This is a genomic window from Streptomyces sp. NPDC051136 (assembly GCF_044455745.1).
GTDB lineage: Bacteria > Actinomycetota > Actinomycetes > Streptomycetales > Streptomycetaceae > Streptomyces.
This window is the reverse complement of record NZ_JBITFE010000002.1, coordinates 241,853-264,377: the sequence shown is the minus strand read 5'-3', so window position 1 is coordinate 264,377 and position 22,525 is coordinate 241,853. Positions and strand designations below refer to the sequence as shown.

The 22,525-nt window shown below is 71.5% G+C and carries 21 protein-coding genes and 1 tRNA gene; 13 read left to right on the top strand and 9 right to left on the bottom strand.

Features of this window, described 5'->3' with window-relative positions; translation table 11 throughout:
* Positions 1–14: 14 nt before the first annotated feature.
* On the top strand, positions 15–938 hold the full coding sequence (locus ACIBCJ_RS06795; protein ID WP_365979038.1) for a DUF4429 domain-containing protein: 924 nt from the start codon (positions 15–17) through the stop codon (positions 936–938).
* Positions 939–947: 9 nt separating this feature from the next.
* On the opposite strand, the gene ACIBCJ_RS06790 is transcribed toward ACIBCJ_RS06795, so the two are convergent.
* Positions 948–2,510, bottom strand: coding sequence for a metallophosphoesterase family protein (locus tag ACIBCJ_RS06790; RefSeq protein WP_365979274.1), 1,563 nt, complete (start codon positions 2,508–2,510; stop codon positions 948–950).
* A gap of 165 nt (positions 2,511–2,675) precedes the next feature.
* Here ACIBCJ_RS06790 and ACIBCJ_RS06785 point away from each other — a divergent pair, with 165 nt between their 5' ends.
* Entirely contained in the window at positions 2,676–2,933 is a 258-nt protein-coding gene (locus ACIBCJ_RS06785; RefSeq protein ID WP_004987724.1) for a hypothetical protein, read from the top strand.
* Positions 2,934–2,983: 50 nt separating this feature from the next.
* The gene (gene glmS / locus ACIBCJ_RS06780) at positions 2,984–4,801 is read left to right on the top strand and encodes a glutamine--fructose-6-phosphate transaminase (isomerizing) (RefSeq protein ID WP_133885592.1); all 1,818 of its coding nucleotides are present in this window, start codon (positions 2,984–2,986) and stop codon (positions 4,799–4,801) included.
* A 120-nt stretch (positions 4,802–4,921) separates the two neighbouring features.
* On the opposite strand, the gene ACIBCJ_RS06775 is transcribed toward glmS, so the two are convergent.
* Positions 4,922–5,449 (bottom strand): universal stress protein, encoded by a 528-nt coding sequence (locus tag ACIBCJ_RS06775; RefSeq protein WP_362094796.1) that lies wholly within the window; start codon positions 5,447–5,449, stop codon positions 4,922–4,924.
* A 296-nt stretch (positions 5,450–5,745) separates the two neighbouring features.
* Here ACIBCJ_RS06775 and ACIBCJ_RS06770 point away from each other — a divergent pair, with 296 nt between their 5' ends.
* From ACIBCJ_RS06770 to ACIBCJ_RS06755, 4 genes are all read left to right on the top strand, one after another.
* Positions 5,746–6,024, top strand: a complete 279-nt coding sequence (locus ACIBCJ_RS06770; protein ID WP_362514185.1) for a hypothetical protein — start codon at positions 5,746–5,748, stop codon at positions 6,022–6,024.
* A gap of 386 nt (positions 6,025–6,410) precedes the next feature.
* On the top strand, positions 6,411–7,601 hold the full coding sequence (locus tag ACIBCJ_RS06765) for a helix-turn-helix domain-containing protein (protein ID WP_362514182.1): 1,191 nt from the start codon (positions 6,411–6,413) through the stop codon (positions 7,599–7,601).
* 223 nt (positions 7,602–7,824) lie between these two features.
* Positions 7,825–8,448, top strand: a complete 624-nt coding sequence (gene orn / locus ACIBCJ_RS06760) for an oligoribonuclease (protein WP_362094788.1) — start codon at positions 7,825–7,827, stop codon at positions 8,446–8,448.
* 122 nt (positions 8,449–8,570) lie between these two features.
* Positions 8,571–8,643: transfer RNA gene (locus tag ACIBCJ_RS06755), tRNA-His, on the top strand.
* A gap of 163 nt (positions 8,644–8,806) precedes the next feature.
* Here ACIBCJ_RS06755 and ACIBCJ_RS06750 read toward each other — a convergent pair.
* Genes ACIBCJ_RS06750 through ACIBCJ_RS06740 form a run of 3 tightly spaced genes read right to left on the bottom strand, consistent with a single transcriptional unit; the run spans position 8,807 to position 10,446 of the window.
* A complete protein-coding gene (locus ACIBCJ_RS06750; RefSeq protein ID WP_362094785.1) occupies positions 8,807–9,661 on the bottom strand; it encodes a helix-turn-helix transcriptional regulator in 855 nt (284 codons plus the stop codon).
* Between the two features lie 22 nt (positions 9,662–9,683).
* Positions 9,684–10,214 (bottom strand): DUF6879 family protein, encoded by a 531-nt coding sequence (locus ACIBCJ_RS06745; RefSeq protein WP_362094782.1) that lies wholly within the window; start codon positions 10,212–10,214, stop codon positions 9,684–9,686.
* Positions 10,183–10,446, bottom strand: a complete 264-nt coding sequence (locus tag ACIBCJ_RS06740; RefSeq protein ID WP_362094779.1) for a hypothetical protein — start codon at positions 10,444–10,446, stop codon at positions 10,183–10,185. Before ACIBCJ_RS06740 ends, ACIBCJ_RS06745 begins: the two co-directional genes overlap by 32 nt.
* Positions 10,447–10,674: 228 nt before the next feature.
* On the opposite strand from ACIBCJ_RS06740, the gene ACIBCJ_RS06735 reads away from it, so the two are divergent.
* A complete protein-coding gene (locus ACIBCJ_RS06735; RefSeq protein ID WP_365979037.1) occupies positions 10,675–11,070 on the top strand; it encodes a DUF6415 family natural product biosynthesis protein in 396 nt (131 codons plus the stop codon).
* A 106-nt stretch (positions 11,071–11,176) separates the two neighbouring features.
* The gene (locus ACIBCJ_RS06730; RefSeq protein WP_399281961.1) at positions 11,177–11,689 is read left to right on the top strand and encodes a glycine-rich domain-containing protein; all 513 of its coding nucleotides are present in this window, start codon (positions 11,177–11,179) and stop codon (positions 11,687–11,689) included.
* 581 nt (positions 11,690–12,270) lie between these two features.
* On the opposite strand, the gene ACIBCJ_RS06725 is transcribed toward ACIBCJ_RS06730, so the two are convergent.
* On the bottom strand, positions 12,271–13,326 hold the full coding sequence (locus ACIBCJ_RS06725; protein WP_362094770.1) for a LacI family DNA-binding transcriptional regulator: 1,056 nt from the start codon (positions 13,324–13,326) through the stop codon (positions 12,271–12,273).
* Positions 13,327–13,691: 365 nt separating this feature from the next.
* Between ACIBCJ_RS06725 and ACIBCJ_RS06720 the strand changes: the two genes are divergently transcribed.
* The 4 genes from ACIBCJ_RS06720 to ACIBCJ_RS06705 all read left to right on the top strand — a co-directional run bounded on the left by ACIBCJ_RS06720 (position 13,692) and on the right by ACIBCJ_RS06705 (position 18,566).
* On the top strand, positions 13,692–15,017 hold the full coding sequence (locus ACIBCJ_RS06720) for an ABC transporter substrate-binding protein (protein ID WP_362094767.1): 1,326 nt from the start codon (positions 13,692–13,694) through the stop codon (positions 15,015–15,017).
* Positions 15,018–15,022: 5 nt separating this feature from the next.
* Positions 15,023–16,036, top strand: coding sequence for a carbohydrate ABC transporter permease (locus tag ACIBCJ_RS06715; RefSeq protein ID WP_133886030.1), 1,014 nt, complete (start codon positions 15,023–15,025; stop codon positions 16,034–16,036).
* A 12-nt stretch (positions 16,037–16,048) separates the two neighbouring features.
* On the top strand, positions 16,049–16,960 hold the full coding sequence (locus tag ACIBCJ_RS06710) for a carbohydrate ABC transporter permease (protein ID WP_133885583.1): 912 nt from the start codon (positions 16,049–16,051) through the stop codon (positions 16,958–16,960).
* Positions 16,961–17,126: 166 nt separating this feature from the next.
* Complete coding sequence (locus ACIBCJ_RS06705; protein ID WP_362094763.1) at positions 17,127–18,566, top strand: GH1 family beta-glucosidase; 1,440 nt, start codon at positions 17,127–17,129, stop codon at positions 18,564–18,566.
* Positions 18,567–18,711: 145 nt separating this feature from the next.
* Here ACIBCJ_RS06705 and ACIBCJ_RS06700 read toward each other — a convergent pair whose 3' ends face one another.
* From ACIBCJ_RS06700 to ACIBCJ_RS06690, 3 genes are all read right to left on the bottom strand, one after another.
* Positions 18,712–20,181 (bottom strand): cellulose binding domain-containing protein, encoded by a 1,470-nt coding sequence (locus ACIBCJ_RS06700; protein ID WP_365979036.1) that lies wholly within the window; start codon positions 20,179–20,181, stop codon positions 18,712–18,714.
* 160 nt (positions 20,182–20,341) lie between these two features.
* Complete coding sequence (locus ACIBCJ_RS06695; protein ID WP_365979035.1) at positions 20,342–21,760, bottom strand: HAMP domain-containing sensor histidine kinase; 1,419 nt, start codon at positions 21,758–21,760, stop codon at positions 20,342–20,344.
* On the bottom strand, positions 21,757–22,446 hold the full coding sequence (locus ACIBCJ_RS06690) for a response regulator transcription factor (RefSeq protein ID WP_365979034.1): 690 nt from the start codon (positions 22,444–22,446) through the stop codon (positions 21,757–21,759). Before ACIBCJ_RS06690 ends, ACIBCJ_RS06695 begins: the two co-directional genes overlap by 4 nt.
* Positions 22,447–22,525 lie beyond the last annotated feature (79 nt).

The window sequence follows — 22,525 nt, the reverse complement described above, 5'->3', positions numbered from 1 at the left end:
GAAACAATCCCCGCATGGCGGAAATCATCCAGAAGGACGGAACGTGGGTCTTCGACGGCGACGCCCTGCGGCTGACACCCGGCCGGGACAAGAACGTCGGTCTGCTCCGCCGGGAGCTGGGTGAACTGCTCGTGCCGCTCACGGCGTTGGCGGGCATATCGTTCGAGCAGGGGAAGAAGTCGGGGCGGCTGCGGCTCCGGCTGCGGGACGGCGCGGACCCCCTGCTGCACGCGGCGGGCGGCCGGCTGGCCGAGCCGCACGACCCGTACCGGCTGGTGGTGGAGCCCGACCGGTACGGCGTGGCCGAGTACTTCGTGGACGAGGTCCGCAACGCGCTGCTCCTCGACCAGGTCCCCGCCGGGCCGGTGGACGCCTACCTGCTGCCGGGGCCGCCGGTGCCGCTGTCGGTGTCGGCCGGGGACGGCGTGGCGAGCTTCGACGGGGAGCGGGTGCGTCTGGAGTGGAAGTGGCAGGCGGAGGAGGCCAAGTCGGCCGCCGGGCCGCGCGTACTTCCCCTCGCCGACATCGTCGCCGTGGAGTGGCAGCCGACGGTCGGTCTGGAGAACGGCCACCTCCGCTTCACCGTGCGGGCGGCGCCGGGCGAGGTGCCGCCGAAGTACGACCCCAACGCCGTTGAGCTGTGGGGCTTCAAGCGGGACCCGCTGATGGCGCTGGTGGCCGCCGCCGTACAGGCCCGTCTGCCGCACCCGGCCGCCCGTGCGGCCCTGGAGGGGGCCCGCACGGGCGAGGAGCCGTCCGTCGCCGCCGTCGCCCCCGGCGGCGCCGCGGCTCCCGCCGCCCTGCCCGCGCCGGCCGCCGAGGACGACCACGACGCGCTGCTGCGCCGGCTGCGGGAGCTGGGCGAGCTGCACCGCTCCGGGGTGCTGACGGACGAGGAGTTCGCCCTGGCGAAGCAGGCGGTGCTCAGGCGGATGTGACGGGCCGTCCTACCGGGCCCGGCGTGCCACCGTGAAGTGGTCGACGGTCTCGCCGGTCTCCGCGATGCCCCGCACCTTGAGGGTCGCCAGCCGCCCCCGGGAGGCGGGCGTCACGTCCACCCGCAGGAACGAGTAGTCGAGGTAGCGGACCCGGGACCAGGCGACGTCCTCGCTCTGCCGCCCGCCGTCGACGCAGACGAAGGACGCCACCGACTCGACGTCCTTCTCGTGACCCTCGTAGCTCTGCTCGGCGCTGAACGCGTACAGGCTCTTGCCCGCCGCGCCCGCGGTGACGTAGACGACGCCGTCCGTCTCGGGGTACGCGGTGCCGCCGATCGGCAGCTCCCGGGTGACCTCGCCGCCCTTGATGACGTCGGTGCGCTCGTAGACGTGGTTGTGCCCGTTGATCACCAGGTCGACGGTGTACTTCTCGAACAGCGGCACCCACTCGTCGCGGACGCCGCCCTCGGACGCGTGCGCGGTGGAGGTGCAGTAGGCGCAGTGGTGGAAGAAGACGACGACGAAGTCGATGGCCCGGTCGGCCCGGTACTTCTTCAGCTGCCGCTCCAGCCAACGGGTCTGGGTGCCGCCGGAGATGCCCAGGTTCGCCGGGATCTCGAAGGAGATGTCGTTGGCGTCCAGGGAGATGACGGCGGTGTTGCCGTGCACGAAGGTGTAGACGCCGGGGAGGTTGTCGGCGTCGGGGCCGTTGTCGGGCAGCTGCCAGCGGGCCTGCTCGCCGCCGTAGCCGTTCGGCGAGTACCAGGCCTCCATGTCGTGGTTGCCGTACGACACCATCCACGGGACCTGCTTGGCGACCGACTCGGTCTGGTGCAGGAACTGGTCCCACACCCGCGAGTCGAAGCCGGTGTCGGAGGTCTTGCCCTGCCCGGCCGGGTCGCCGTAGGCGATGTCGCCGGCGTGCAGGTGGAAGGCCGGGTCCTGGGCGAGGATCAGGGCGTCGTTGGCGAGGCCGTGGTAGCTGACGCCCTGGTCGCCGAAGGCGGTGAAGGTGAACGGTTCGGAGCGGGCCGGCGCGGTGGTGAAGGTGCCGAGGGTGCCGGCCAGGTGGGGTTCGGCCGGGTCGAACCCGGCGTGGCCGACCCCGTAGTAGTAGGTGCGGCCGGGCTTGAGACGGGTGAGCCTGGCGTGCAGGTAGTACTGGGTGTGGTCGCCGCTCGCGCCGACGCCGGCCGGGGTGTGCAGCGGGCGCGGTTCGGCGTCGATCTTGTGCGAGAGGTCCCACGGGTGGGCGCCGATGCGGATGAAGGGCTTCTTCACCGCGACCGGGACCTGCCAGGAGACGGTCATCTCGGTGCGCGGGTCGCCGCCGTAGGCGAGGTGGCGGCCGAAGGGAGCGACGAGCGCGCCGTCGACGGTGTCGGTGCCGCCCGGCCGCCGGCTGGGGGTGGCGGCCCGCGCGGTGGCGCCCGGCACGAACACGCCGCCCGCGACGGCACCGAGCGTGACCGCGCCGCCCCTGATCATCGTGCGCCGCGAGAACCTGGCGCGCAGGTACTCGTGCTGCTCGGCCATGCTCATCCGGCCGGCCAGCGGCTCGGGAACGCCCATGCGAGGTATGTCCATGGCGTCTGAAACTCGTCTCCTCAGGCAACGAGATTCCGGACACCAGGTGGACAGGCCGCGAACAGCCCCTCATGAGAGTTTCAACAGCGATCTGCCCGAGATCGGGCAGGATTCTTGCGCAGCGACCTCTCGTACCCCAGGATCTACCGGGTGCACGACGAACTCGTTGATCATCTGACGCGGTCCACGCCCCTGAGCCGGGGCGAGGCGCTGCGCGTGGTCCAGGACGTGCTCGCCTACTTCGACGAGACGACCGAGGAGTACGTCCGTCGCCGCCACCGCGAGCTCCAGGCCCAGGGCCTGGTGAACGCGACGATCTTCGAACGGATCGAGGCGGACCTGAAATACCGGGCGGTCGCGCCGCCGGAGCTGTCGCTCCGTCAGCTGCGCCGCATCGTCTACGGCTGAGAGGCCGCTACGGCCGAGAGGCCGAAGAGAGACACGAGGTTTACGTATACATGTGCGGAATCGTCGGATACATCGGCAAGCGTGACGTCGCTCCCCTGCTCCTGGAGGGCCTCCAGCGCCTGGAGTACCGCGGCTACGACTCGGCGGGCATCGTCGTCACCTCCCCGAAGACGACCGGTCTGCGGATGGTCAAGGCCAAGGGCCGGGTGCGCGACCTGGAGGCCAAGGTCCCCGCGCGCTTCAAGGGCACCACCGGCATCGCCCACACCCGCTGGGCCACCCACGGCGCCCCCTCCGACGTGAACGCCCACCCGCACATGTCGGCTGACAACAAGGTCGCCGTCGTGCACAACGGCATCATCGACAACGCGGCCGACCTGCGGCGCAAGCTGGAGGCGGACGGCGTCGAGTTCCTCTCCGAGACCGACACCGAGGTCCTCGTCCACCTCATCGCCCGTTCCGAGGCCGAGAAGCTGGAGGACAAGGTCCGCGAGACCCTGCGGGTCATCGAGGGCACGTACGGCATCGCCGTGATGCACGCCGACTTCCCCGAGCGCATCGTCGTCGCGCGCAACGGCTCGCCGGTCGTCCTCGGCATCGGCGAGAAGGAGATGTTCGTCGCCTCGGACATCGCCGCGCTGGTCGCCCACACCCGGCAGATAGTCACCCTCGACGACGGCGAGATGGCCACCCTCAAGGCCGACGACTTCCGCACGTACACCACCGAGGGCACCCGCACCACGTCCGAGCCCACCACCGTGGAGTGGGAGGCCGCCTCCTACGACATGGGCGGCCACGACACCTACATGCACAAGGAGATCCACGAGCAGGCCGAGGCCGTGGACCGCGTGCTGCGCGGGCGGATCGACGACCGCTTCTCCACCGTGCACCTGGGCGGCCTCAACCTGGACGCCCGCGACGCGCGCGCCGTGCGCCGCGTGAAGATCCTCGGCTGCGGCACCTCGTACCACGCGGGCCAGATCGGCGCCCAGATGATCGAGGAGCTGGCCCGCATCCCCGCGGACGCCGAGCCGGCCTCCGAGTTCCGCTACCGCAACGCGGTCGTCGACCCCGACACCCTGTACATCGCCGTCTCCCAGTCCGGTGAGACGTACGACGTGCTGGCCGCCGTGCAGGAGCTGAAGCGCAAGGGCGCCCGGGTCCTCGGCATCGTCAACGTGGTCGGCTCGGCGATCGCCCGCGAGGCCGACGGCGGCATGTACGTGCACGCCGGTCCCGAGGTGTGCGTGGTGTCCACCAAGTGCTTCACCAACACCTGCGTGGCCTTCGCGCTGCTCGCCCTGCACCTGGGACGCACCCGCGACCTGTCCGTGCGCGACGGCAAGCGGATCATCGAAGGGCTGCGCAAGCTGCCCGCGCAGATCTCCGAGATGCTGGAGCAGGAGGAGGACATCAAGAAGCTGGCCGCGCAGTACGCCGACGCCCGCTCGATGCTCTTCATCGGCCGTGTCCGGGGCTACCCGGTGGCCCGCGAGGCCTCCCTGAAGCTCAAGGAGGTCTCCTACATCCACGCCGAGGCCTACCCGGCCTCCGAGCTGAAGCACGGTCCGCTCGCCCTGATCGAGCCCGCCCTGCCGACGGTCGCGATCGTGCCGGACGACGACCTGCTGGAGAAGAACCGCGCGGCCATGGAAGAGATCAAGGCCCGCAGCGGCCAGATCCTCGCCGTCGCCCACCAGGAGCAGGAGAAGGCCGACCACACCGTCGTCGTCCCGAAGAACGAGGACGAGCTCGACCCCATCCTCATGGGCATCCCGCTCCAGCTCCTCGCCTACCACACGGCCCTCGCCCTGGGCCGGGACATCGACAAGCCCCGCAACCTCGCCAAGTCGGTGACGGTGGAGTAGTCACGCGGCTCCCACCGCGACGGCCCTCGTGTGCGTCACCGCACGCGGGGGCCGTCCGCATCCGCGGACGCGCCGGGAGGGACGTCAGAGACGTCAGAGACGTCAGAGACGTCAGAGACGTCAGGGAATGACCACCACGGGACGCTTGGCCCGCTTGGCGAGCCGGCCCGCGACGGAGCCGAAGAGGCGGCCGACCAGGCCGTGACTGGAGCCGACGACGATGGCGTCCGCCTCGTACTCCCGCCCCACCTCTTCGAGTTCGTGGCAGATGTCGCCGCCGCGCTCGACCAGGATCCAGGGGACCTCGGCGAGGTAGTCCGCGCACGCCAGCTCCAGACCGAGCACCTCGGTGCGGTGGTCGGGCACGTCGACGAAGACCGGGGGCTCGCACCCGGCCCACACCGTGGTGGGCAGCCGGTTGGCGACGTGCACGATGACCAGGCCGGAGCCCAGCCGGGACGCCATGCCGATGGCGTAGGCGAGGGCGCGCTCGCTGGAGGTGGAGCCGTCGAAGCCGACGACGACGCCGTGCTGGAAGGCTGGGTCGCACGACTGGCGTGGCTCTTCGGCCGCCAGGGGCTCGGCCGCCGTAGGTTCGGCGACGGGCCGCTTGCGGTCCGCGGGTTCGAAGAATTCGTGACCGGCCATGGCTGTCTCGGCGTTTTTATCCTCTATGGGGGACAACAGTGTGCGGCGGAGCTGTGTCCGGGAATTGTCTTCCCCACCCCATACCCCCAAGGGTACGGCGCCACGCCTCCTTCGCCCGGATCCCGCGGACGGTCCCCGCCGCGGGATTCACCGGAGCATGCCCGAGAGGGCGCCCGTAACGCAATGGTTGCTGCGCTGTACAGGCGGTTCGCACGGGATTCAACCGAGCGTGACCGGACGTGACCGAAGCGCGGCACGGCCGTTGATCTCCGTGCACGCCATCCCAGGGAGCACCCGTGTCCGGACCGCACCGCACCGCCGACCCGACGTCCGGCGCGCCCGACCGCGACGGCGTCACCGACCTGGTCCGCTGGGCGGCGTTCAGTTGCTTCCTCGTGCCCGTCGCGCTCCTCTGGTACGGCGCCTCCTTCGCCGGCGCCGTCGGCACGGCCTGCGGACTGGCCGCCGTCACCGGCGCCTGCCGTCTGCTGCTGCGGCGTTCCGAGCGGATCGCGGCCCGGCGGGGGGCCCGCAGGGGCGGGCGGCACGGTGGGCAAAACACACCGGTCGGCTGACCGGTTTTTGCACACGGTTCCGCTTCTTTTCAGCCAACTTCCACGGGTGGCTCATCCCTGCCCCTCACCACCCCCAAACCCCCGTTCCACCTGCACGAACAGGGTCTCGGGACCCCTTCGCACCCTACGGGGATTGGCCACTGACACAAGGCGCACTTCACAGGGGCGCCCCAGAGTGCAACGCTTCGTGATCGACTGCTTCACGCCAAGTTGCCATGTCGACAATATCCCAAGTGCCGAACCGGCCACCTCGGCGCGGCGGGACACAGTAGATTCGATCTTGACCGTCTACGGCGGGGGACTCGTGCAGGACCGAGGGGAAACGTGTTGGAGCGACAGACCCGAAGGGTGAAGGGCGCCGCGACCACCGAGGGGGGCTTAGCAGGATGAGCCACGACTCCGCCACCGCGCCGGAAGCCGCGGCCCGGAAGCTTTCCGGGCGCCGCCGCAAGGAGATCGTCGCGGTGCTGCTGTTCAGCGGCGGTCCCATCTTCGAGAGTTCCATACCGCTGTCGGTGTTCGGGATCGACCGCCAGGACGCCGGCGTGCCGCGCTACCGACTGCTGGTGTGCGCCGGTGAGGAAGGCCCGCTGCGGACCACAGGGGGCCTGGAACTCACGGCGCCGCAAGGACTGGAGGCGATCTCGCGCGCGGGCACGGTCGTCGTGCCGGCCTGGCGGTCGATCACCTCGCCGCCGCCCGAGGAGGCGCTCGACGCGCTGCGCCGGGCGCACGAGGAGGGGGCCCGCATCGTCGGCCTGTGCACCGGCGCCTTCGTGCTTGCGGCGGCGGGCCTGCTCGACGGCCGGCCCGCGACCACCCACTGGATGTACGCGCCGACGCTGGCCAAGCGCTATCCGTCGGTGCACGTCGACCCCCGCGAGCTGTTCGTGGACGACGGCGACGTGCTGACGTCCGCGGGCACCGCGGCCGGGATCGACCTGTGCCTGCACATCGTGCGCACGGACCACGGCAACGAGGCGGCCGGTGCGCTGGCCCGCCGTCTGGTGGTCCCGCCGCGCCGCAGCGGCGGCCAGGAGCGCTACCTCGACAGGTCTTTACCCGAGGAGATCGGCGCCGACCCGCTCGCCGAGGTCGTCGCCTGGGCACTGGAGCACCTCCACGAGCAGTTCGACGTGGAGACGCTGGCGGCGCGCGCCTACATGAGCCGCCGCACCTTCGACCGCCGGTTCCGCTCGCTGACGGGCAGCGCCCCGCTCCAGTGGCTCATCACCCAGCGGGTCCTCCAGGCGCAGCGTCTGCTGGAGACGTCGGACTACTCGGTGGACGAGGTCGCGGGCCGCTGCGGCTTCCGCTCCCCGGTGGCCCTGCGCGGCCACTTCCGCCGCCAGCTGGGCTCGTCCCCGGCCGCCTACCGGGCGGCCTACCGGGCCCGCCGTCCCCAGGGCGAGCGCCAGCCGGACCCGGATCCCGCGGGCGCCCCCCGTGCGCTGCCCCCGGCCGAACCCCCGGCCGCGCTCCCCCCGGAGACCGCGGTCCCGTTCCAGACCCGCCGCACGGCCACCCCGATGCCGGCGGGCGCGGCAAGCGTCCCGGGCCAGCGCAGCGCACCGTGAGGTGACGCGGCACCTCGGAACGCCGGACGGGCTCCCGGCCCGTCCGGCGTCCACCGTCGACGCCGGGCGGACCTGTGATGCTGGGCAGACCGTTCCAGCCCGTCCGGCGTTCGAGGACGAGGCCCGTTCAGGGCCGAAGCGGGGCCCGGGGGCGGCAGCCCCCGCGAGGCCCACCCGGACGCCGGGGACCTCAGAAACAGGCGCCCACCGTAAAGTGGCCCGCATGAACGATCGCATGGTGTGGATCGACTGCGAGATGACCGGCCTCTCGCTGTCCGACGACGCGCTCATCGAGGTTGCCGCCCTCGTCACCGACTCCGAGCTGAACATCCTCGGCGAAGGCGTCGACATCGTCATCCGCCCGCCGGAGCGGGCCCTGGAGACGATGCCGGAGGTGGTGCGCGAGATGCACACCGCGTCGGGACTCCTCGCGGAGCTGGACGGCGGCACGACCCTCGCGGACGCCGAGGCCCAGGTCCTGGCCTATGTGCGGGAGCACGTCAAGGAGCCGGGCAAGGCCCCCCTGTGCGGCAACTCCGTCGGCACCGACCGCGGCTTCCTGCTGCGCGACATGGCGGCGCTGGAGGGGTACCTCCACTACCGCATCGTCGACGTCTCGTCGATCAAGGAGCTGGCCCGCCGCTGGTACCCGAGGGCGTACTTCAACAGCCCGGAGAAGAACGGCAACCACCGCGCGCTCGCCGACATCCGCGAGTCCATCGCCGAGCTGCGCTACTACCGCGAGGCGGTCTTCGTCCCGCAGCCCGGCCCCGACTCCGACACCGCCAAGGCGATCGCCGCGAAGCACGTCGTGTCCGCCGGTGAGGGGCACGGGTCCGCCGGTTAGGACCGCGGGTCCGCCGGGCGGCGGCGTCCGGAAAGCCGGGCGCGAGCACCCCTTCGGACCCTGTACACTTTTTCTCAGCCGGTCGGGAAACCCCGCCACGCGGGATTCGAGCACCGGCCTTGGTGGGTGTAGCTCAGCTGGTAGAGCACCTGGTTGTGGTCCAGGATGCCGCGGGTTCAAGTCCCGTCACTCACCCTGATCCGTCAGCCGGTGACCTTCGCGAGAAGGTCACCGGCTGACGGCGTTCCCGGGGCACGGGGCTCCGCACCCCGCCCATGCGCTGGATCCGTCCCGCCGGCACTACCCGTGAACGACACCGCTACTTCCCCAGACGCGGGAGGGGCCCCCTCCGGAGCCGTCAGTGCAGCGCTTCGATCGCGCGGAGGACCAGGGCGCGGGCGTCGGCGCCGTACACGGCCATCCCCCGCAGCTCCTCGAAGGCCTTCGCGTACAGGCGGATCTCGGAGGGCTGGGTGACCTTCACCCGTGCGGAGACGAGCTCGACGGACACGAGCTGCTCGTCGTACATGTGGAAGGTCTCTCGAGGCCACTGCGTCCGGGAGGCGGCAGCCATGGGGATGATGCCGAGGGAGACCTGCGGCAGGGCCCCGGCGGTGAGGAGGTGGCCGAGCTGGGCGGCCATGGCGTCGTCGTCGCCGATCCGGTAGCGCAGCACCGCCTCTTCGATGACGAACACGAAGTGGTGGCCGGGTTGGTGAATCACCTGGGAGCGGGCGACGCGCGCGCGTGCGGCGTCGGCGCTGTCGTCGATGGGGAGGTCCTGGAACGCCGCGGTGATGCCGAGGACCGCGGCGGCGTATCCCTCGGTCTGCAAGAGGCCGGGGACGAGGGTGGGTGAGTAGATCCGGAAGAGCCGGGTCGTCCGGTGAAGTTGGACGTAGCTGTCCTGCAGGCGGCGTAGGCCGGCGCGTACGGTGCGCTGCCACTCGACGTAGGCGGACTCGGCGTCCCGGGACTGGGCGACGATGTCGTCGGCCTGGTCGACGGCATCGCAGGCTGCGCACCAGCGGCGGATGTCGTCGGGGGTGGGCGGGGTACGGCCGTTCTCGAGGCGGCTGGTCTTGGGGTGGGTCCAGCCGCAGCGCCCGGCGAGTTCCTTCCCCGTGAGGCCGGCGTCGGCGCGCAGGTCTCGTAGGCGCCGGGCGACTCGGTCGCGGGCTGCCTGGGCTGAGGAGGACGGTGAGCCGGCCATGTACTGAGCTGGACCTTTCGCGCTAGTGGATCTTGTACTCGTCGTGTGGGATCGCCCGGGCCCACACCGTCTCGAAGGCCTCGGCGCACAGGCGGGCTGCCGCTGGGTCCTCGCTCATCTCGCCGGGGGCACTGGCGCCGTCGCCGGTGAAATGGTTCCACCGGATCAGCGCGCGGTCGATGAGCCAGAAGTCGTTGCCCGGCAGGGGGATGTCGCTGGCCCGGCGGCGGGGCAGCCACCGGACCAGTTCGCCGGCGGCCACGTTGGCGGGGGTGCCGGCATGCTCGTACCGGATGTAGTCGCTGACGGGTTCCGACACAATCCGTGCCCGGCGTACCGTCACACCCCGCGCGACCGTACGGCGGATCAGGCCGGTCCACGGCCGCCAATAGGTGGAATCCGGGTCGTCGTCGACGGCCCCGGTATCCAGCCAGCGGCGGAAGTCCTCGGCCTCGGTGGCCACGCCGTAGACGTCGCGCATCTCGAGGTGGACGGCCGACTCGCGGGCGCCGTCGAGGAGCTCAGCGAAGCTGGGCAGCACGCTCGGCGGCATCGCAGGCCTCCCTCAGGATCGACACCATGCGGACGGGGACCCGGACGACGGCCTCGTGGTCGGGGATGCCCACCGCGTGCCCGGGCAGTTCGAAGGCGGCACACTCCGCTTCGGTGGTGGCGTCCGGCTTCCACCCTTGGATGACCAGCTCCTGCTTCACCTCGTCGACCCACACGGTCGGGCTCTCTCCCTGTCCGGTGTTCGGGTCGATGCCGATGAACCGTAGTGTCATGCCTGCCTCCGACGCTCATGGTGTGCACGGATGTTCACACCGTCGCGCAGTCAGCTCGATCGGTCAAGAGCACGCGCGTCCCCGCTCACCTGCGCCAGAGTGAAGTCATGAACATCCGTGAACATCACTGGCGGTGGTACACATCACACTTCTAGCTTCTGTGGCAACGACAAGCCCGGCGAGGCTGCGACCTCCCGGGAATGGCCGATGCCGCGAAGGAATGTCGACATGGCACACGCGATCGCCCCAAGAGCCACGGCCGAGGAACAACGGTGCGCCCCGCCCGACCTGGGGGCGATGCGGGAGACCGCCGGCATTCTGCTGGAGCCGGACGCCGCACCCGTCGCCCTACCGCCTGCCGACGGAGAGCTGGCGGCGCTCACAGCCACGCTGCGCGGACACCTCGAACTACTGATTCCCGAGGTCGAGCACGCCCTGCGGCGACTGCTCGAGGACAGCATCCCGCGTTACTGCGCGCTCGCCTGCATCGGTGAGGCGCGCGGCAAGCTCGGGGCAACCCCGAGCCGCCGGTACGGCGGAGACGCCGGCCACGCCCGCCGCCTGGCCCGGGTGCTCCGAGCGCTGTGCGACCACCACGAGACGCTGAGCCGGCCGGCCAGTTGAGGGCGGCATTCGCCGGCCACAGACTCCCGCCCCGGCCGGGCAGACCCGGCAAGGTGCCCCGGCCCGGGCGGGCCGTTCCCATCCGCAGTCAGCGAAGGAGTTGTCCGTGACCCTACCTCCGGGCCCCACCCCGCCCCCCGCCCTGGAGCTGCCCGCCCTCGTGCGCACGCTCGTCACCGACGAACAGTTCTCCGGCGTCCGAGACACCGTCATGGACGCCAACCCCGGCATGGCCGAGGAGATGGCCGCCCGCATCGTCGACGAGGGCCTCAAGTTCGTGGCGGCCTGCGCGACCAACCCGGGGCTCGGCCTGGCCCCGTCGCGGATCGTCGACGAGGGCTGGCACGCCCTGATCCTGCACACCGCCTTGTACGCCGGGCTTTGCGAGCAGCTCGGCGGCCGGTTCGTCCACCACTGCCCGGGCTATGACCCCACCCACTACGACCCGCCGATTCTGGACCGGACCCGCGAGACCATCGCGGCGCTCGGCTGGCAGGCGGACCCGGAGCTGTGGGGGCCGCCGTCCGAGGAGACCCTCGTCTCCGTGGCGGCGAAGTGCCAGCATGCCCCGGACTGCACCATCGTCATCACCCCCAGGCCGAAGCCCGGGGCGGCGTAGCCTGCAGGTGAAGGGAGGCACCGTGTCCGAATGGCTCGACCCCCGATATGCGGAGCTGGTGGCAGCGTGGAAGCGCGCGCAGCGCCCTGCTTCGCGGGACCCGCAAGAGGTTCGGCCCGTGCGAGGGTTCGTGATCCCGCCCAAGCCGTGACCGCCCAGCGCTGTGGCCCGCCTCTGCCGCCGTCGGAGGCGGGTCGTCTCAGCCCTTGGCCGTCGGCCAAGGGGACGTCGTCGTCGGCCTTCCCTCCGGAAAGGGGCGGCCACCCGTACCGATGATCTGGGGCAGCCGTCCGTCAGCCGACGAGGTCGGCGGGTGAGACCTCGACACCCAGGCGATCCGGAGCAACGTGGACGGCTTCCTGTCGCGGTTCACGTCCCGTCACTCGCCCTGGTCCGTCGTCAGCCGGTGACCTTCGCGAGAAGGTCGCCCTTTCACGGCGTTGCAGAGTATGAGGCCCCGGGGCCCGCCCCGGACCCCTGCCACCACGCCGCGACCGGCGGCCCGCCGCGGAACTTCGCAGCGGTCACCGTCCTCGCCCGCCGCACCGCTCGTCGCGCGGACCGGGCCGGACGGGCGCCCCCTACGACGACCTGCGCTCCACCAGTTCCGTCGCCAGGACCACCTGGTGCCGTTCCAGACCGCGCGAGGCGGCCGGGCGGCGGTCGGCGATCTCGGTCAGGAGCAGGTCGATCATCGCCCGGCCCATCTCCTCGATGGGCTGGCGCACGCTGGTCAGCGGCGGTTCCATGTGACGGGCGATCGCCGAGTCGTCGTAGCCGACCAGGGCCACGTCGTCCGGGATGCGCCGGCCCGCCTCGCGCAGGACCTGGCCGGCGCCCGCCGCGGTGACGTCCGAGGCGGCGAAGACCGCGTCGACGTCGGGGCGGCGGCGCAGCAGCTCCGCCATCGCGCGGCGCCCGCCCTCCTCGGTGAAGTCACCGGGCTCGATCAGCCCTTCGTCCACCTCGTGGCCCGCCTCCCGCAGGGCGTCGCGGTAGCCGTCGACGCGGCGCTGGGCGCCGTAGACGGCGAGGTGGCCGGTGATGTGGGCGATGCGGCCGCGGCCCCGGGACAGCAGGTGCTCGACGGCCGAGCGGGCGCCCCCGTAGTTGTCCGAGTCCACCGAGGCCAGCGGCTCCGTGGCCGAGCGGGGACCGCTGATCACCGCGGGGATCTCCAGCTGGGTCAGCAGGTCGGGCAGCGGATCGTCGGCGTGCACCGAGACCAGCAGGACGCCGTCCACCCGGTGCGCCGCGAGGTACTGGGCGAGCCGCTCCCGCTCCCGGTCACTGCCCGCGAATATCAGCAGCAGCTGCATCTCGGTGTCGGACAGCTCGGACCCGACGCCCTTGAGCATGTCCGAGAAGTAGGGCTCGGCGAAGAAGCGGGTCTCCGGCTCCGGCACCACCAGGGCGATCGCGTCGGTGCGGTTGGCCGCCAGGGCGCGGGCCGCCGTGTTCGGGACGTAGCCGAGCTCCTCGACCGCCGCCTCGACGGCCGCCCGGGTCGCGTCGCTGACCCTGGGCGAGCCGTTGATCACGCGGGAGACCGTGCCGCGGCCGACACCCGCGCGTGCCGCCACCTCTTCGAGGGTGGGCCGGCCACCGCTCCGCCCACGCACTCCGTGGCCTGCCATCGGCTCCGCCTCCCGTCGACACCCCCGCACTCTGCGGCTGGCCTGGAATTTAACAGGCCGGTCGGGTGTAATGACCGACTCCGGCCCCTCTCCCGCCGTACGGGAGTGTCTCCGCGTCGCTCGTGGCGTCCAGTTAACAGGCCGATAACTGAACGCATTTCGTCGCGTCCGTTCCCTTGACACCCCCGCCCGGACCCGCGACTCTTCAACACATCACTTGTGGGAGCGCTCCCACACTACCTGGCACATACACATCCCGCACGTTCCCCGCCCGAGCCGCAGCGACGAACGAATGACATGAAGCAGCGGGCCCAACCATGTAGTTGGCCGGGGGGTCGGCACGTCAGGGCAACAGGAGGACGCAAATGCGAGCAGCACGCAGAGGATCGGCCCGCAAGGTGGTGGTCATGGCGGCCATCGCGTCGCTGGGCGCCGGGCTGCTGGCCGGCTGTGCCGACGACGGGAACGACGAGGACAACTCGTCGTCGGGCGACAGCAGCGGCAAGACCACGATCACCCTCGGTCTGTTCGGGACGATGGGCTTCAAGGAGGCCGGCCTCTACAAGGAGTACGAGAAGCTCAACCCGGACATCCACATCGAGGAGAACGTCACCGAGCGGAACGAGAACTACTACCCCGCTCTGGTCAACCACCTCACCACCAACAGCGGCCTCCAGGACGTGCAGGCGATCGAGGTCGGCAACATCGCCGAGGTCGTCGGCACCCAGGCGGACAAGTTCGCGGACATGTCCAAGGCCGAGGGCGTGAAGAAGGACAACTGGCTCGACTGGAAGTGGCAGCAGGGCACCACCAAGGACGGCGCCACGATAGGCCTCGGCACGGACATCGGCCCGATGGCCATCTGCTACCGCAAGGACCTCTTCGAGAAGGCGGGCCTGCCGACGGACCGCGAGGAGGTCTCCAAGCTGTGGGCCGGCGACTGGAAGAAGTTCGTCGAGACCGGTGAGAAGTACAAGAAGGGTGCCGGCAAGGACACCTACTTCATGGACTCCCCCGGCGGACTGATCAACGCCATCCTCAGCAGTGAGGAGGAGAAGTTCTACGACTCCTCCGGCGAGGTCGTCTACAAGTCGAACCCGGCCGTCAAGGACGCCTTCGACCTGACCGCGGAGGCCGCCGAGAAGGGCCTGGTCCAGTCGCAGACCCAGTTCCAGCCGGCCTGGGACCAGACCGTCGCCAACAGCCTGTTCGCCACCGTGGCCTGCCCGCCGTGGATGCTCGGCACGATCAAGGGCAAGTCGAAGCCCGAGTCGGCCGGCAAGTGGGACGTGGCCCAGGCGCCGAAGTCCGGCAACTGGGGCGGCAGCTTCCTCGGCGTGCCCAAGAGCGGCAAGCACGTCAAGGAGGCCCAGAAGCTGGTCACCTGGCTGACGGCGCCGGAGCAGCAGGCCAAGCTGTTCGCCGTGCAGGCCAGCTTCCCGAGCGCCCCGGCCGCGTACACGACGCCCGAGGTGACCGGCGGCAAGAACGACATGACCGGTGACGCGCCGATCGGCAAGGTCTTCGCCAAGGCCGCCGAGAGCATCCCGAACCAGGTCATCGGTGCGAAGGACCAGATCATCCAGCAGGGTCTGACCGACAACGGCGTCATCCTCGTCACCCAGGGCAAGTCGGCGAAGGACGCGTGGAACAACGCCGTGAAGACCATCGACAACAACCTGGAGAAGTGACCGGAATGACCACCCGGCACGACACCGCCGCGCCCCCCGTCAAGGGGGGCGCGGCCCCGGGCCGCCCGCCCGGTGGCAGGGCGGCCGCCGAGGCCGACCGCAAGAGGCGGGCGAAACTCTCCCGGCGCTGGCAGCGGGACATCCGCTGGAGCCCGTACGCGTTCGTCTCGCCGTTCTTCCTGCTCTTCGTCGCCTTCGGCCTGTTCCCGCTGATCTACACCGGCTGGGCCTCGCTGCACACGGTGGAGCTGACCGCGCCCACCGACATGACGTGGACGGGCCTGGACAACTACACCCGCATCTTCGACGACGAGTTCTTCTGGAACGCGGCGAAGAACACGCTGTGGATCGGCGTCATCTCCACGGTGCCGCAGCTGCTGATGGCGATGGGCCTCGCGCACATCCTCAACTACAAGCTGCGGGCCTCGACCTTCTACCGGGTCGTGATGCTGGCGCCGTACGCGACCTCGATCGCCGCGGCCTCGCTGGTCTTCGTGCTGCTCTTCGGCCGCGACTACGGCATGATCAACTGGGTCCTCGACATGGTCGGCCTGGACAAGATCGACTGGCAGAACGGCTCGTGGGCCTCGAAGTTCGCCGTGTCCTCGATCGTCATCTGGCGCTGGACCGGCTACAACGCGCTGATCTACCTGGCCGCGATGCAGGCGATCCCGCAGGACCTGTACGAGTCGGCGGCGCTGGACGGGGCCAGCCGCTGGCGGCAGTTCATCCACGTCACGCTGCCCTCGCTGCGTCCGACGATCCTGTTCACGGTCGTCGTGTCGACCATCGGCGCCTCGCAGGTCTTCGGCGAGCCGCTGCTGTTCGACGCGAACAAGGGTGCCTCGGGCGGTTCCCAGCACCAGTTCCAGACGCTCGGCCTGTACCTGTACGAGCAGGGCTGGGTCAACCAGCACCTGGGCCGCGCCTCCGCGATCGCCTGGGCGATGTTCCTGATCCTCATCGTGATCGGGATCCTGAACGCCGTCATCTCGCGCCGGCTGCGCGCCAGTAGTTAAGGAGAACCGGCCGTGACGACGACCATGACGAAACCCCCGGCCGACGCGGCACCCGAGCCGTCCCGCAAGGGCAGGCGGGGGTCGAAGGCCTCCCGGGCCGGCGGGCACATGCACGCCGGGCCGATCGCCTACATCATCCTCGCCCTGTTCACCATCGGCTCGCTGTTCCCGCTGGTGTGGACGGCGATCGCCGCCTCGCGCGACAACCAGCGGCTCGCCCAGACGCCGCCGCCCCTCTGGTTCGGCGGCAACCTGTTCGACAAGCTGGAGGTCGCCTGGAACGACGCCAACCTCGGCGAGGCGTTCCTCAACACCACCATCGTGGCCGGCATCTCGGCGTTCACCATCGTCTTCCTGTCGACGATCGCCGGGTTCGCCTTCGCCAAGCTGCGCTTCCGCGGGCGCAACGCGCTGATGCTGATCGTCATCGGCACGATGATGGTGCCGCCGCAGCTCAGCATCATCCCGCTGTACATGATGGTGGCGAAGCTGGACTGGTCCGACCAGCTCCAGGCGGTGATCCTGCCGTCCCTGGTGAACGCGTTCGGCGTGTTCTTCATGCGCCAGTACCTGCTCCAGGCGCTGCCCGACGAGATCATCGAAGCCGCCCGCGTCGACGGTGCCAGCAGCTGGCGCGTGGTGTGGCACGTGGTGTTCCCGGCGGCGCGGCCCGCGATGGCCGTGCTGGGCATGCTGATGTTCGTGCAGTCCTGGAACGACTTCCTGTGGCCGTTCCTGGTGCTGACGCAGAACGGCAGTCCGACCGTGCAGGTCGCCCTCGCCGGACTGGGCCGCGGCTACACCCCGGACCAGTCCCTGATCATGGCGGGCGCGCTGCTGGGCACGCTGCCGCTGCTCCTGGTGTTCGCGATCTTCGGCAAGCAGATCGTGGGCGGCATCATGCAGGGCGCCGTCAAGGGCTGACACCTCGCACTCACCCGCGGGGGCCGGGTCACCGTCGCCCCGGCCCCGGTTCGGGTGACCAGCGCCCGGCCCGGCTTCCCCCCTCGTCCTTCCACCCGTCGGTCTCACCGGTCGGACTCCGCCCGATCGGGACGACCCGCCACGAACCGCCTATGGGAGCGCTTCCATGCTTGAGTCCGCAACGCCGGTGACCCCGGTGACCTTCCCCCCCGCCTTCCTGTGGGGCGCCGCCACCTCGGCGTACCAGATCGAGGGCGCGGTGCGGGAGGACGGCCGTACGCCCTCGATCTGGGACACCTTCAGCCACACCCCCGGGAAGACGGCCGGCGGGGACACCGGTGACATCGCTGTCGACCACTACCACCGCTACCGCGACGACGTGGCGCTGATGAAGGACCTGGGCCTGGGCGCCTACCGCTTCTCGATCTCCTGGCCCCGCGTGCAGCCGACCGGCCGCGGCCCCGCCGTCCAGCGCGGCCTGGACTTCTACCGCCGCCTGGTGGACGAGCTGCTGGCCGCCGGGATCAGGCCGGCCGTCACGCTCTACCACTGGGACCTGCCGCAGGAGCTGGAGGACGCGGGCGGCTGGCCCGAGCGGGACACGGCGTACCGGTTCGCCGAGTACGCGCAGATCGTCGGCGAGGCGCTCGGCGACCGGGTGGAGCAGTGGATCACGCTGAACGAGCCGTGGTGCGCCGCGTTCCTCGGCTACGCCTCCGGTGTGCACGCGCCCGGCCGCACCGACCCGGCGGCCTCGCTGCGCGCCGCGCACCACCTGAACCTGGCGCACGGCCTGGGCACGGTGGCGCTGCGCTCGGTGATGCCGGCCCGCAACACGGTGGCGATCAGCCTCAACACCTCCGTGGTGCGCCCGCTGTCGCAGAACCCCGCGGACCTCGCCGCGGCCCGGAAGATCGACGACCTGTCGGGCGGGATCTTCCACGGCCCGATCCTGCACGGCGCCTACCCGCAGTCCCTCCTGGAGGCGACCGCCCCGGTGTCGGACTGGTCGCACGTCCAGGACGGCGACCTGGGCCAGATCCGGCAGCCGATCGACGCGATCTGCCTCAACTACTACACGCCCACCGTGGTCTCGGCGGCCGACGCCGACTCGCGCGCCCCGCGTGCCGACGGCCACGGCGAGAGCGACCACTCCCCGTGGCCCGCCGCGGACGACGTGGCCTTCCACCAGCCGCCGGGCGAGCGCACCGCGATGGGCTGGACCGTGGACCCGAGCGGCCTGCACGAGCTGATCATGCGCTACCACCGGGAGGCCCCCGGCCTGCCGCTGTACATCAGCGAGAACGGCGCGGCCTACGACGACAAGCCCGGCGCCGACGGCACGGTGCACGACCCCGAGCGGGTCGCCTACCTGAACGGTCACCTCTCGGCGGTCCGCCGGGCCATCACCGACGGCGCCGACGTCCGCGGCTACTACCTGTGGTCCCTGCTGGACAACTTCGAGTGGGCCTACGGCTACGAGAAGCGCTTCGGCGCGGTGTACGTCGACTACGTCTCCCAGCAGCGCATCCCGAAGTCGAGCGCCCTGTGGTTCGGGCGGGCCGCCCGCACGGGGACGCTGCCGCCGGTGGACGCGGCCGAGTAGGCGGGCACCGCGAGCGGGACCGGCGGCCCTTCGGGGGGGGGGGGAGGGACGGCCGTACGACGGATGCGGGGCGCGGCGCCCGGTGGGTGCCGCGCCCCGCGCACGGGACCGGTGTGGGGCCCGGCCCCGCTCTGGGCCCCCCGGCCTACTTGAAGGCGGCGAACGCCTTGGAGAAGGCGTTCGGCTCCTGTTCGACGGAGCTGCACGTGGCGTCGGCCGAGGGCTTGGGACCGCCGGGGCAGGCCTTGTCGCGGGTGACGGACCACATGGACAGTCCGCCGAGGCCCTTGGACTTCGCGAACTCCACCAGCTGCGCGGCGTCCTCGACCTCGAAGACCTCGGAGGCGACGTCGTTGACACCGATCATCGGGGTGACGGCGACCGTCTGCCAGGCGTCCGCGTCGGACAGTCCGAGGACGCCCTTGATCTGCGCCTGGGTGGCGGTGGCGGCCTGGACGGCGTACGTGCCCATGTCGTCGCTGTACGCGGGGCCGTAGTCCATTGCCATGATGTTCACGGCGTCGATGTCCACGCCGTTCTTCTTCGCGTCGGCGAGGAGGTCGACGCCCGCCTGCGTAAGGCCCTCGGGCATCACCGGGAGGGTGAAGGAGACGTCCAGTCCGGGGTGCTTCTCCTGCAGCGCGGAGATCGCCTGCGCACGGCGGGTGTTGGCGGCCGTGTCGGGCAGCGCGCCGCCCTCGACGTCGAAGTCGACCTTGGTGAGCCCGTAGGCGTCGACGACCTTGCCGTACGCCGCCGCCAGCGCGTCGGCCGACGTGCAGGTGGTGCCGAGTTCGGAGCCGGAGGCGCCGCCGAAGGAGACGCGGACGTCGCCGCCCTTCTCGCGCAGGGCGCCTATCTGGTTCGCGACCGCGTCGCCGCCGAGGTCGGTGACGCCGCCCCACTTGGGCGTGCAGCCGCCGCCGTCGGTGACGAAGGCGAGGTTGTACTCCTTCACACCGGTCGCCGCGGAGTGCGCGAGCAGGTCGAAGGCCGGGTAGAGGGAGGTGTCGACGTACGGCGCGAAGCCCGCGCCCGCGGCGGTGCCGTCGCCGGGGGTCCCGGTGGGCGCCGGGGCGGTGGGCGTGGTGGTCGGCGCCGGCTCGGTGCCGTCGGTGGCCGTCGGGGTCGGCGTGGGCGTCGGGGCCGGGGTGTCGGTGGGGCGGCCGCTGGGCTCGGGGGTGGCGCCGTCGTCCGTCGAGCACGCGGCGCCGTCGACGAGGCAACCGGTCGGGTCGGCGGTGCCGTTGACGACGAAGCCGACCGTGACGGACTCCCCGGTCTTCAGCCCGTCCGTGTCCCACTTCGGCGGGGTCACGGTGACGTGCTGCCCGTCGGTCTTCGACTCGGCGTTCCACAGCGAGCCGAGCTTCGTGCCGGAGGGCAGGTCGAACTCCAGCGTCCAGTCCGCCTTCGGCTGCCCGCTGGTGTTGGTGACGACGTACTGGGCGGTGTAACCCGTCGACCACGCGCTGGTCTTCGTGTACGCGGCGCCGACCGAGGCCGCCTGGGCGGTGCTGGTGAACAGCAGCGCCCCGCCACCGGCCACGGCCGCCGCGACGACGGCGCCGATCGCCTTGTTCCTGCCACTGACCTTGCGTCGGTGCGTACGCATCACGTGCCTGCCTTCGCTGTTCACGGTGCCCCCGGCGGGAGACCGACGGGGGCGGGGTGGGGGTGCGGCAGCACGCTAGCGACCCGGAAACGGGCAAAGAGCCTGATCCGGGCGGGGCTTGGCGATCTTAGGGTGGGCTTAAGGAAGGGATCGGGGCCGATTAATGGTCGCGGCCGGCCGGGGCCGCGGGGGGCGTGGCCGCGGCCGCCCGGGGCTGTCTGCGTCGTCGTACGGTTCCCCGGTGGCCGCGCCGCTCCGGCGCCCGGCGCCCGGCGAGCTGGATCCAGATCCGCACCTCGGTGCCGCCCAGCACGGAGGCGCCGATGCGTACGTCGCCGCCGGTCGACTCCGCCATCCGGCGCACGATGTCCAGGCCGAGCCCGGTGGAGCCGTCGGTGCCCGAGCCCCGGCCGCGGGCCATCGCCGCCTCAGGGTCGGCTATGTCGGCGCCCGCGTCCGACACGAGCACGATCACCGCGTCCTCGCCGTTGTGCAGGTCGACGGCGAAGGCGGTGCCCTCGGCGGTGTGCCGGAAGACGTTGCCGAGCAGCGCGTCGAGGGAGGCGGCGAGGTCGGCGCGGGCGACGGGTATGCGCACCGGCCGGTCGGCGCCGGCCACCCGCCACTTGCGGCCCTCGTCCTCGGCGAGCGCCGACCAGAACGCCATCCGCTCCCGGACCACCTCGGCCGCGTCGCACCCGGCGCCGGGACCGGCGGCCGCCGTCTGCGGCTTGGCGTCCCTGGCGGTGCGGATGATGGTGTCGACCTCGCGCTCCAGCTGCTCGACGGCGGCCCGGGTCTGCTCGGCGGCCGGACCGTCGCCGAGCGAGGCCGCGTTGAGGCGCAGCACGGTCAGCGGGGTGCGCAGCCGGTGGGACAGGTCGGCGGCCAGCTCCCGCTCGTTGGCGAGGAGCTGGACGACCTGGTCGGCCATGGAGTTGAACGCGACGGCCGCGCGCCGCAGTTCGTCCGGTCCCTCCACGGGCACCCGCGCGCCCAGCCTGCCCTCCCCCAGCTCGTGCGCCCCGTCGACCAGGCGCCGCGCGGGCTGCACCATCCGCACGCCGAGCCGGTCGGCGACCGCGACCGAGCCCACCACGAGCGCGGCACCGACCGCGGCGAGCACCGCCCAGGCCGTGCCGACGCCGTTGGTCACCTCGGACTCGGGGATGTACACCTCGACGACGGCGATCTCGCCGGAGCTGAGCGCGACGGGCTGGAGCAGGGTGGAGCCGCCGCCCACCTCGGTGGTGGAGGCCCGCCCCATCTCCCGTACGGCGGCGATGTCCTCGTCGGTGGCGCGCTGCCGGCCGATGTCGGTGGCGCCGCCGCGGTCGCCGGACGCCGGTATGTGCACGGCCATCCCGGCGTCCGATCCCGCGGAGGCCACGACGCGCTCCAGCTGCTCGCGGTCGGTGGTGATGGACAGGGCGGGGGCGACGGCGGCGGCCTCCCGCTCGGCGTTGGAGAAGGCGCGGTCGCGGGCCATCTCGCGGATGACGAGTCCGAGGGGCACGGCGAAGGCGACCACGACCATCGCGGTGACCGCCAGCGAGACCTTGACCAGGGCCCATCTCATCGCGGTGGCTCCAGCTTCACTCCGACGCCGCGCAGGGTGTGCAGATAGCGCGGCCGGGCCGCGGTCTCGCCGAGCTTGCGGCGCAGCCAGGACAGGTGGACGTCGATGGTCTGGTCGTCGCCGTAGGACTGCTGCCAGACCTCGGCGAGCAGCTCCTTGCGGGCGACGACGACCCCGGGCCGGCCGGCCAGGAAGGCGAGCAGGTCGAACTCGCGGCGGGTCAGGTCGAGGGCCGCCCCGTCCAGCTCGGCCTGGCGGCGCAGCGGGTCGACGGTGAGGCCGCCGACCCGGATGACCGCCGGCGCCGCCGCCTCCGCCGGGCCGCCGCGGGCCCGGCGCAGCACGGCCGCCATCCGGGCCAACAGGTGCTCCACGGAGAACGGCTTGGTGAGGTAGTCGTCCGCGCCCGCGTTCAACAGCCGTACGACCTCGGCCTCGTCGTCCCGGGCGGTGGCGACGATCACCGGTACGTCGGTGATGCCGCGCAGCATCTTCAGCGCCTCGCAGCCGTCCAGGTCGGGCAGGCCGAGGTCCAGGACCACCACGTCGAACCGGAAATGGGCGACCTCGCGCAGCGCCTCCAGTGCCGTGCCCACGCTGCGCACGGTGTGCGAGGCGTCGGTCAGCTGCCGGATGAGCGCCGAGCGTACGAACTGGTCGTCCTCGACCACGAGCACACTTGCCATGGGCGGCACCGTACGCCATGCGCACCGACCCGGCCCGGGCCTGTGGACAACTGCGGCCGGGACCCACGTCACTCCGCGG